8 protein-coding genes and 1 pseudogene are annotated in these 9,511 nt (G+C 72.0%); 7 read left to right on the forward strand and 2 right to left on the reverse strand.

What is annotated here, in order from left to right:
• Positions 1-390 (forward strand): annotated as a pseudogene (locus AB7U92_RS14965) (hypothetical protein); the annotation flags it as partial.
• Between the two features lie 75 nt (positions 391-465).
• Here the strand turns inward: AB7U92_RS14965 and AB7U92_RS14970 are convergent.
• On the reverse strand, positions 466-948 hold the full coding sequence (locus AB7U92_RS14970; protein ID WP_428578318.1) for an RNA recognition motif domain-containing protein: 483 nt from the start codon (positions 946-948) through the stop codon (positions 466-468).
• A 215-nt stretch (positions 949-1,163) separates the two neighbouring features.
• Between AB7U92_RS14970 and AB7U92_RS14975 the strand changes: the two genes are divergently transcribed.
• From AB7U92_RS14975 to AB7U92_RS14985, 3 genes are read left to right on the forward strand one after another with little or no spacing between them, the layout of a single operon-like run.
• Positions 1,164-1,802: a MarC family protein gene (locus tag AB7U92_RS14975; protein ID WP_428578321.1), complete on the forward strand. Its 639-nt coding sequence runs from the start codon at positions 1,164-1,166 to the stop codon at positions 1,800-1,802.
• 48 nt (positions 1,803-1,850) lie between these two features.
• A complete protein-coding gene (locus tag AB7U92_RS14980; RefSeq protein WP_428578324.1) occupies positions 1,851-3,530 on the forward strand; it encodes a GMC family oxidoreductase in 1,680 nt (559 codons plus the stop codon).
• 10 nt (positions 3,531-3,540) lie between these two features.
• Positions 3,541-5,838 (forward strand): putative bifunctional diguanylate cyclase/phosphodiesterase, encoded by a 2,298-nt coding sequence (locus tag AB7U92_RS14985; protein ID WP_428578327.1) that lies wholly within the window; start codon positions 3,541-3,543, stop codon positions 5,836-5,838.
• Here the strand turns inward: AB7U92_RS14985 and AB7U92_RS14990 are convergent.
• Positions 5,822-6,571: a hypothetical protein gene (locus AB7U92_RS14990; RefSeq protein WP_428578330.1), complete on the reverse strand. Its 750-nt coding sequence runs from the start codon at positions 6,569-6,571 to the stop codon at positions 5,822-5,824. The two genes, AB7U92_RS14985 and AB7U92_RS14990, sit on opposite strands and share 17 nt — an antisense overlap.
• Before the next feature lie 100 nt (positions 6,572-6,671).
• Between AB7U92_RS14990 and AB7U92_RS14995 the strand changes: the two genes are divergently transcribed.
• The 3 genes from AB7U92_RS14995 (at position 6,672) to AB7U92_RS15005 (ending at position 9,293) form a co-directional block, all read left to right on the forward strand.
• A complete protein-coding gene (locus AB7U92_RS14995; RefSeq protein WP_428578333.1) occupies positions 6,672-7,415 on the forward strand; it encodes an alpha/beta fold hydrolase in 744 nt (247 codons plus the stop codon).
• A 205-nt stretch (positions 7,416-7,620) separates the two neighbouring features.
• A complete protein-coding gene (locus tag AB7U92_RS15000; protein WP_428578336.1) occupies positions 7,621-8,382 on the forward strand; it encodes a sulfite exporter TauE/SafE family protein in 762 nt (253 codons plus the stop codon).
• An 89-nt stretch (positions 8,383-8,471) separates the two neighbouring features.
• Complete coding sequence (locus AB7U92_RS15005; RefSeq protein WP_428578339.1) at positions 8,472-9,293, forward strand: HDOD domain-containing protein; 822 nt, start codon at positions 8,472-8,474, stop codon at positions 9,291-9,293.
• Positions 9,294-9,511: the final 218 nt, after the last annotated feature.

Raw genomic sequence — 9,511 nt, forward strand, 5'->3', positions numbered from 1 at the left:
CTGGTGGAGCTGAACCTGCGTGCGCCGCTGGGCCGATGGGGGCTGGAGTCGGAGCACCGCCTCGAACGCAATGCCATCGTCGCGCCGGACGGCCGCCGTGCCCTGGCCGACACGGCGCTGCAGTGGCTGGGCGTGCTGCACTTCGATGCGCGCGACTCGCTGCGCGCGGTCTGGCAATCGACGCGCTTCGTTCGCTACGGCAGCGGCGAGGCGCTGGCGCCTGCCGACGAGCGCGGCCGCGTCGCGTCGCTGGTCTTCATGCGCCGCGTGGGGCCCGGTCGCAGCTTCGCGCTGGGCTTGAGCCGGCAGAGCACGCGGCCGTCGCCCACGGCGCCGGCGCAATGGGAGCGCGAGGCCTTCGCCAAGCTCTCGTTCGAGCTGGGATCCTGAAGCACGCGCGCTGCGCCGCTGCCAATGAAAACGGGCGCCGAAGCGCCCGTCTTGTCGTGTGAAGCTGGCAAAGGCTCAGTAGCCGCCGCGGCCGCCGCCACCACCGCCGTAGCCGCCACCACCGCCCGAGCGGCCACCGCCACCGCCGTAGCCGCCACCACCGGAGCGCCCACCGCCGCCACCACCGTAGCCGCCGCCACCGCCACCGCCGCCGTAGCCACCACCGCCCGAGCGGCCGCCGCCACCGCCGTAGCCGCCACCGCCGCCGTATCCACCGCGGCTGCCGCCGCCGAAGCCACCCGGGCGCTCCTCGCGCGGACGGGCCTCATTGACGACGACCGCACGGCCGGCCAGGGCCTGGCCGTTCATGCCGTTGATGGCCGACTGCGCTTCGGCGTCCGAGCCCATCTCGACAAAACCGAAGCCCTTCGAGCGGCCGGTTTCGCGGTCCATCATGACCTTGGCGGACGTGACGGTGCCGAACTGCGAGAACGACTGTTGAAGGTCCTCGTCGCGGATGGAGTAGGCGAGGTTGCCGACGTAGAGTTTGTTGCCCATGGGAGAGCCCCTTTCAAAGACCTGCAGAACATGTGGAGCTTCTACCCATCGTGAACCATTCAAGCGAAGGCGCCGCGTCCATGCACAGGCTGACGAATATAAGTGAACTGCGCAAAAGTACGTACCGTGTCAAGCGAGAAAGTGTTGTTTTCGGGCTGACGCGCGACCTGAGCGTGCGATCGGCCGCCAGGGCGCGCCGGGCCTAGGATCCGGGCATGGACCTGTTCAAGCCGCTGATCGCCCTGCTGGCCATCGTCAATCCGATAGGGGTTATCCCTTTCTTCATCCATTTCACCCAGGGTTTCAGCCGCGAGCAGCGCGCGCGCACCATCCGGGTGTCCGCGTTCAGTGCGTTCTGCGTGATCGCGGTGAGCGCCCTGGCAGGCATCAAGATCATCGAGTTTTTCGGCATATCGCTGGCCTCGTTCCAGGTCGGCGGCGGCATGCTGCTGCTGATCTCCTCGCTGCAGATGCTCCATGCGCAGCCGGCCGAAGGCCGCAAGGAAGACGTCACCGCCGGCGACAGCAAGGTCGATGCCGGCGACAGCATCGCCGTGGTGCCGCTGACCATTCCGCTGCTGACCGGCCCGGCAACCATCTCCACCATGGTCATCTACGCCGACAAGACGCGCCACTGGTGGGAGCTCGGCGTGCTGGTCGGCTACGGCGTGGTGATCGGCCTGGCGGTGTGGGCGGCGTTCAGCCTGTCCGGCCGCATCGCCCGCGTGCTCGGGCAGACCGGCATCAACGTGATGACGCGACTGATGGGCCTGATCCTGGCGGCGCTGGCGGTCGAGGTGATGAGCGACGGTCTGGTCAAGCTGTTCCCGGTGCTCGCCGCCGCGCTGCGCTGAGCTGGGCGGCGCTGCTCCTATCATCGCGGCCACGACACGAGGGCTGGGATGAGCGAGAACCGCTACGACTACATCGTCTGTGGCGCTGGCACGGCCGGCTGCCTGCTGGCCAACCGGCTCAGCGCGGACAAGACCAAGCGCGTGCTGCTGGTCGAGGCCGGCGGCAATGACGACTACCTGTGGGTGCACATCCCGGTCGGTTATCTCTACTGCATCGGCAACCCGCGCACCGACTGGCTCTACGCCACCGATCCCGACCCCGGCCTGAACGGCCGCTCGCTGCGCTACCCGCGCGGCAAGGTGCTGGGCGGCTGCTCCAGCATCAACGGCATGATCTACATGCGCGGCCAGGCACGCGACTACGATCACTGGGGTGCGCTGGGCAACGAGGGGTGGAGCTGGGCCGAGTGCCTGCCCTACTTCCTCAGGCACGAAGACTTCCACAAGGGCGCCGACGCCTTCCACGCCGCCCCGGGCTTCGACCCCAGCGGTGCGCGCCAGGGCGGCGAGTGGCGGGTGGAGAAGCAGCGGCTGCGCTGGGAGATCCTCGACGCCTTTGCGCAGGCCGCGCAGCAGGCCGGCATCCCGGAGAGCGACGACTTCAACCGCGGCGACAACGAAGGCGTGGGCTACTTCGAGGTCAACCAGCGCGCCGGCGTGCGCTGGAACGCCACCAAGGCCTTCCTGCGCCCGGTGCAGCAGCGCGACAACCTGCAGGTCTGGACCGGCGCGCACGTTCGCCGGCTGCTGCTCGCGCACCGCGACAGCCAGGGTTCGTGGGACGGCTCGCGCCGCGCCGTCGGCATCGAAGTGGTGCCGCAAGGCGGTGGCGCGCCGATGCAGGCCCGGCTGCGGGAAGGCGGCGAGGTGGTCCTGGCCACCGGCGCGATCGGCACGCCGCAGATCCTGCAGCTCTCGGGCATCGGGCCCGCAGCGCTGCTCGGCCAGCACGGCATCACGGTCGAGCACGCGCTCGCCGGCGTCGGCGAAAACCTGCAGGACCATCTTCAGATCCGCGCGGTGTTCCAGGTCGACGGCGTGACCACGCTGAACACCCTGGCCAATTCCTGGTGGGGCAAGTCGCGCATCGGCCTGGAGTACCTGCTCAAGCGCAGCGGGCCGATGAGCATGGCGCCCTCGCAGCTGGGCGCGTTCACGAAGAGCGACGCGGCCCAGCCGCATGCCAACCTCGAGTACCACGTGCAGCCACTGTCGCTCGACGCCTTCGGTCAGCCGCTGCACCGCTTCCCGGCCTTCACCGCGAGCGTGTGCAACCTCAACCCGGCCAGCCGCGGCTCGGTGCGCATCCGCACGCCGGACGCGGCCGACGCGCCGAGCATCGCGCCCAACTACCTCTCCACCGACGAAGACCGGCGCATCGCCGCCGAGTCGCTGCGCCTGACGCGGCGCATCGTCGCCCAGCCGGCGCTGGCCAGGTACCGCCCGCGCGAATACAAGCCCGGCGTGCAGTTCCAGACCGACGAGGAACTGGCGCGCCTGGCCGGCGACATCGGCACGACCATCTTCCACCCGGTGGGCACGGCGAAGATGGGGCCGGCCGATGATCCCGCCGCGGTGGTCGATGCGCGGCTGCGGGTGCACGGCGTGTCCGGGCTGCGCGTGGCCGACGCCAGCGTGATGCCCACCATCACCAGCGGCAACACCAACTCGCCGACGCTGATGATCGCCGAGCGCGCCGCGCAGTGGATCGCCGAGGACGGCCGCTGACAGCCCCGCCGTGACCGTCGACTGGGTCTACGCCGCCAACGCTGCCGTCTGCCTCGGCTGCGGCGCCGCGCTGTTGCTGGCGTGGCGGCGCGACCACGAGCAGGCCTTCCTGCGCATGATGGGCCTGGCATTCCTGCTGCATGCGGCGCTGGCCCCGGCCTACGCGCTGATGCAGTCGGCGCAGCCGGCCGTGCATCTGAGCGGGCTGGCCGTGCTGGTCGGTGTGGCCGTGCTGTCGGCCGGGCTGATCCTCATGGGCGTGAGCTACCTCGCCGAGCGGCCGCTGACGCGGCGCGAGCAGCGCATCGTGGCGCTGGTGCTGGTCATTGGCGCGCTGGCGCTGCTGCCGCTGGGCCCGCCGCAGGCGGTGGTGACGCCCGCACTGCTCAATGCGCTGTTCGGCGCGGCCGCGCTGGTCTGGCTGTGGCCGCGCGGCGGGGCGGAGCGCCTGTCGGGCGTGCTGCTGGTGGCGCTGGCGCTCAACGCGCTGCAGGTGTTCGTGGTCGGGCCCGAAGTTGCCGAGCGGCAGCTGGTGATGGGCATGGTGCTGCGGCTGGGCGTGACGCTGGCGCTGCTGCACGCGGCCGGCCGCCGCTCCGCCGAGGCCTCGCAGCTGGCCCGGGTGCGATTCGAGCGCCTGACCGAGCACTCGCACCAGGGCGTGGCGGTGATCCGCGGCGAACATATGCTCTACGCCAACCCGGCGCTGCTGCGCATCTACGGCCTGGGCTCGCTGCAGGAGGTGCGCACGCTGTGGCGCGAGGCCACCATGCCCGAGGCCGAGCGGGCCGCCGGCCGCGAGCGCCACCGCCGGCTGCTCTGCGGCGAGACCGATCGCGAGGACTGGTCGGGCCTGCGCTACCGCTTCGACGGCACGCCGATCCGGCTGCGCTTCTCGGCGTGGCGCGTCGACTGGGACGGCGAGCCCGCCGAGCAGGTGGTGGTCAGCGACGAGACGGCCGAGCACGACGCCACCGCCGCGCTGCTGCACCAGGCCACCCACGATGAGCTGACCGGCCTGCCCAACCGCAGCGCGCTGCTGGCGCGGCTGCGCGAGCTGTGTGCGGCCGAGGCCGGCTTTGCGCTGCTGCTGCTCGACGTCGACCGTTTCAAGCTCTTCAACGAGGCCCATGGCCCGTCGGTCGGCGATGCGGTGCTGCGCGCGCTGGCGGTGCAGCTCGCGCGCAGCCAGCAGGGCCATGCCGAGACCATGCGGCTGGGCGAGGACGAGTTCGCGCTGCTGGCGCCGGCCGACGATCCCGAGCGCGCCGCCTACGAGCTGGCCCGCCGCGTGCGCGACCTGCTGGCCGTGCCGCTGGCGCTGCCGGGGCACGAGTTCTTCCTCGACGCCTCGATGGGCGTGGCGCTGCACCCGGTGCACGGCCGCGGCGCCGAGGCCCTGCTGCGCGCCGCCAACGCCGCGATGCACGAGGCCAAGAGCGTGCCCGGCACCTCGCTGCAGTTCGCCGAGGAGCGCTTCGAGCGCGGCTCGGGCGTCACGCTGCTGGCCGAGCAGGCCCTGCGTGCCGGCCTGAAGAACGAGGAGTTCAGCCTCGTCTACCAGCCCAAGGTGGAGGTGCGCAGCGCCGCGCGGCCGCCGCGGCTGGTCGGGTTCGAGGCACTGGTGCGCTGGGATCCGCCCGGCCGCGGCCGCATCTCGCCGCTGGAGTTCGTGCCGGCCTCGGAGCGCACCGGCATGGTCCGCGCGCTCGGCACGCTGATCCTCGACCGTGCCTGCGCGCAGCTGGCGCAGTGGCGGCGCGACTTCGGCCATGCCGTGCCGGTGGCGGTGAACGTCTCGCCGCTGCAGCTGCTCGACCCCGACTTCGCCGACGAGGTGCTGCACGTGCTCGACCGCCACGGCGTGCCGCCGGCGCTGCTGTCCCTGGAGATCACCGAGAGCGTGGCGGTCGCCCACATGGATCACGCGCGCGGGCGCATCGCGCGGCTGCGCGCACACGGCATCGAGGTCGCGCTCGACGACTTCGGCACCGGCTTCTCGTCGCTGAACATGCTGCGCAGCCTGCCGCTGCACACGGTGAAGATCGATCGCAGCCTGGTCGAGCCGCTGCCGGCGCCCGACGCCACCGCGGTGGTCAAGGCGATCTGCGACCTCGCCACCACGCTGGATCTCGACGTGATCGCCGAAGGCGTGGAGTCGCCGGCGCAGTCGGAGGCGCTGCGCGCGGCCGGTTGCCGCCTGATGCAGGGCTACCTGTTCGCGCGGCCGCTGGCGCCAGCCGAAGCGGCCCGGTGGCTGGACCGGGCCGAGCCCGGTGCGTCCGCGGCCCTCAGGCTGCCAGGCTGATCAGCGAGCCGGACGGGCCCTCGCTCGCGGCCTCGCCGCCGCGCAGCGCGCTGGCCAGCCGGCGCAGGAAGCTGCCGAGCTGATCGGCGCTGCCGCTCGCAGCGGCGCTCTCTGCGGGCTGCAGAGCAGTCATCAGGCGGCGAAAGGCGGCCAGCAGGGGTGATTCGGTCGCGGTCTCGGGCGTACCGGCGGTGCCCGTCTGCTGCGATACCTGCAGCTCGATCGTGGTCATCGACAGCGAGGCGCTGGTGCGGTCGCCCTCGACGCTGAGCTCGATCGATGCCGTGCTCAAATTGGCACTGAGCGTGGTCGAGGATGTGTTCGCGATCGCGGCAGCGGGGCGGCTCACCTCGCCAGCGAGGCGTTCGACGCGCTGCGCCAGATCGTCGTAGCCGCGGCGCGCGCCGTGCAGGCCGTGGCCGTGCCCGCCGCTGCCGCGCAGCGCGTCGGCCAGTTCGTGGGCGAAGGCGCGCGCGCTGTCCTTCAGCTCGCGGCTGGGCTCGACGGGCTGGTTGGCGGGCTGGTTGGTGGGCATCAGGCTGCGCAGCGCCTCGGTCATTGCAGCCACCAGCGGGTGGCTGCGCTCGGTGTGGCGCGCGGGGGCGGAGTCGGCCTCGTCGTGGCCGCGATGCCGCAGAGAGCGCTCGGGGCGCGCGGCACGCTCGGCCGCGCGGCTGGCGGCAGCGGCGTCGAACGACGAGGGGCGGGCGGCGTGGCAGCAGGAAGCGTGCATCGGCAACTCCTTCACGGTAGTGCCCGGGTTTTCGTCGTGCAGGGTGCGCAGGCTGAGTCAGTCGTGGTAACCGAGTGCTGCTGCACGGCACACTTCGGGCATGTCACGCCATGCGAACCCCACCACCGTGCTGCTGCCCGGCCTGGCCTGCGATGCCGAGCTGTGGCGCGAGCAACTGCGCGCGCTCGGGCCGCGCCATGCGCCGCGTGTTGCGGATGTTCACACTCGCGCGCCGACGCTGCCCGAAATGGCCTCGCTGCTGCTGGCGGAGCAGCCCGGCGAGCTGGTGCTGATCGGTGCCTCCATGGGTGGGCGCATCGCGCTGGAAGCGGCGCGCCAGGCGCCGGGTCGCGTGCGCGCCCTGGCGCTGCTGGGCAGCACGGCGCGCGCCGACACCGACGAGCTCCGCGCCGTGCGCAGCGAGGCCGTGGCGCACTTCGACGCCGGGCATGGCGACGACCTGCTCGAGGCCAACGTGTGGTTCGTGTTCCACCGCAGCGCCTGGGACGACGAAGCGCTGATCGACCGCTACCGCGCGATGCTTCGCCGCACCGGGTTCGCTCAGCTGGCACGACAGAACCGCGCGATCATGTCGGCGGCGGACATGCGCCCTTCGCTGCGCTCGATCGCCTGCCCCACGCTGGTGGTTTGCGGAGAGAACGACGACGTCACGCCGCCGGAGTGCTCGCGCGAGATGGCCGAGTCGATTCCCGGTTCGCGGCTGGCGTTCCTGCCCGACTGCGGCCACATGCTGACGATGGAGAAGCCGGCGGCAGTCAACCAGCTGCTGCTGGACTGGCTGGCGTCGCTCGAGCCGGAGCACGCTGCGCTCGGGGCAGGGTAAGTCCTGCTGCGGCTCGCCGTGGGCGCCCCCTAAAGTTCGCCCACTGCGCGGCGGCACCCTCGGGTGCCCGACTGGGCGGGGGACTGAGGAGACACGAGGAAGCGCGCCGCGGTCATGCGGACAGCGCCAGCACCCAGGCCGCGACAGCGGCCGATGCACAATCCAAGGGGCGCCGGGCCAACACCCGGCGCCCCTTTCCACTTTCATGACCGAACTGGCTCTCGTCGCACTGGCGTCGCTGTTCGCCGGCTGCGTCGATGCCATCGTCGGCGGCGGCGGGTTGATCCTCGTGCCGGCGCTGTTCGGCATGTATCCCGGCGCCGCTCCGGCCACGCTGCTGGGCACCAACAAGGGCTCGGGCATCTGGGGCACGGCCTGGGCCACCTGGCAGTTCTCGCGCCGCGTGCAGATGCCCTGGGCCGCCATGCTGCCGGCCGCGGCCGCGGCCTTTGCGGGCAGCTTCGCCGGCGCCTGGGCGCTCACGCTGGCCAGCCCCGAACTGCTGCGCCAGGCGCTGCCCTTCGTGCTCGTGGCGGTGCTGGCCTACACGCTGGCACGCAAGGACCTCGGCCGGCACCACGCGCCACGCCTGGCCGGGGCGGCGCAGACCGCGCTGGCCTGCGCCATCGGCGCCGCAATCGGCTTCTACGACGGCTTCTTCGGCCCGGGCACCGGCAGCTTCTTCGTCTTCCTGTTCGTGCGGCTGCTCGGCTTCGACTTCCTCAACGCCTCGGCCAGCGCCAAGCTGCTCAACACGGCCACCAATGCGGCGGCGCTGCTGCTGCTGGCCGGCCGCGGCCATGTGTGGTGGCACGTGGCTGCGGTGCTGGCGGTGGCCAACGTGGCCGGCAGCCTGATCGGCACGCGGCTGGCGCTGCGCCACGGCGCCGGCTTCGTGCGCGTGGCCTTCATCGTGGTGGTGGCGGCGCTGATCGCCAAGACCGGCTGGGACGCCTTCGTGCGCTGAATTGCGGTGCCAAGGCCGCGCAGTTCCGGGCATCGCCGGCGCGGCACGCGCCTAGCATCCCTGCAGGAGCCCGAGCCTGCGAGCGTGCCATGCCTGTCGACCCGAAACTGCGATCCCTGAACATCGATGTGCCGGCCCAGCCGGAGGCGCTGGTCAAGCTGTCGCTGCTGCTGGCCGACGAGGATGTCAATCTGCAGGCGCTGTCGGCGCTGGTCACTTCCGACATGGCGCTGGCCGCGGCGGTGCTCAAGGCCGTCAATTCCTCGCTGTACGGGTTGTCGGGCCGCGTGCAGAGCGTGCAGCAGGCGATCACCTACCTGGGCACCCGCGAGGTGGCGGCAGTCACCTTCGAGATGGGCCTGAAGGCGGTATTCCCGACCGCGCCCGAGCTCGACCCGGTGTGGGAGCGCGCCAGCGCGCGCGGCCTGCTGATGGGCCGCATCGGCCAGGCGATCGGCGTCGACCCCTGGGCCTCGCACTCGGCGGGGCTGTTCGAGGAGTGCGGCAAGGCGGTGCTGTTCCGCCATGCGCCGCAGCGCTACAAGCCGCTGCTGCGCGCCGCCGAGAACGACGAGGACCTGCTGCTGCTCGAGCACGACGAGTTCGGCGTCAGCCATGACGCGCTCGGCGCGGCGCTGTGCGAGACCTGGGGCCTGGCCCCGGCGGCGGTGCACAGCGTGCGCTTCCACGTGATGGTCAACGCCACGCTGCAGCTGCCGATGCAGGTGCAGCGGCGCGCCATCTGCGCCATCTCGGCGATCGCCAACGCGATGATGCGCGACCCCGACACGCTCGACGCGGTGGCTGCCAAGGTGGCACCGCAGGCCGAGCTCGAGCCCACGCTGGTGATCCGCGGCGCCCGCAAGGTGCAGGAGCAGATCGAGGCCGCGGTGGCGCGCGAGCGCGCCTGAAGCGCCGAGGCCCGCGCAAGCGCGGGCCCCGGTCACGTCCACAAGCGGCTTCTCAGGGCTCGAAGCTGATCCCGCCGGTGAGCGCCAGCGTGGTCGGGTAGACGCCGTTGGCGGCGACGCTGAGGTTGGCGCCGGTGGTCAGGCCACCCACGGTGGGCAGCGCGGCACCGCCGCAGGCGGCCTGGAAGGCGACCTCGGAGACCGGCGAGCTGGCCAGG

Origin of the sequence: Piscinibacter sp., assembly GCF_050175855.1 — a bacterium.
Classification (GTDB): Bacteria; Pseudomonadota; Gammaproteobacteria; order Burkholderiales; family Burkholderiaceae_C; genus Piscinibacter.

Excerpts from the sequence above, each read along its gene's own strand:
- AB7U92_RS14970 (WP_428578318.1), bottom strand. The coding sequence starts at position 948 with ATGGGCAACAAACTCTACGTCGGCAACCTCGCCTACTCCATCCGCGAC.
- AB7U92_RS14975 (WP_428578321.1), top strand. The coding sequence starts at position 1,164 with ATGGACCTGTTCAAGCCGCTGATCGCCCTGCTGGCCATCGTCAATCCG.
- AB7U92_RS14980 (WP_428578324.1), top strand. The coding sequence starts at position 1,851 with ATGAGCGAGAACCGCTACGACTACATCGTCTGTGGCGCTGGCACGGCC.
- AB7U92_RS14990 (WP_428578330.1), bottom strand. The coding sequence starts at position 6,571 with ATGCACGCTTCCTGCTGCCACGCCGCCCGCCCCTCGTCGTTCGACGCC.
- AB7U92_RS14995 (WP_428578333.1), top strand. The coding sequence starts at position 6,672 with ATGTCACGCCATGCGAACCCCACCACCGTGCTGCTGCCCGGCCTGGCC.
- AB7U92_RS15000 (WP_428578336.1), top strand. The coding sequence starts at position 7,621 with ATGACCGAACTGGCTCTCGTCGCACTGGCGTCGCTGTTCGCCGGCTGC.
- AB7U92_RS15005 (WP_428578339.1), top strand. The coding sequence starts at position 8,472 with ATGCCTGTCGACCCGAAACTGCGATCCCTGAACATCGATGTGCCGGCC.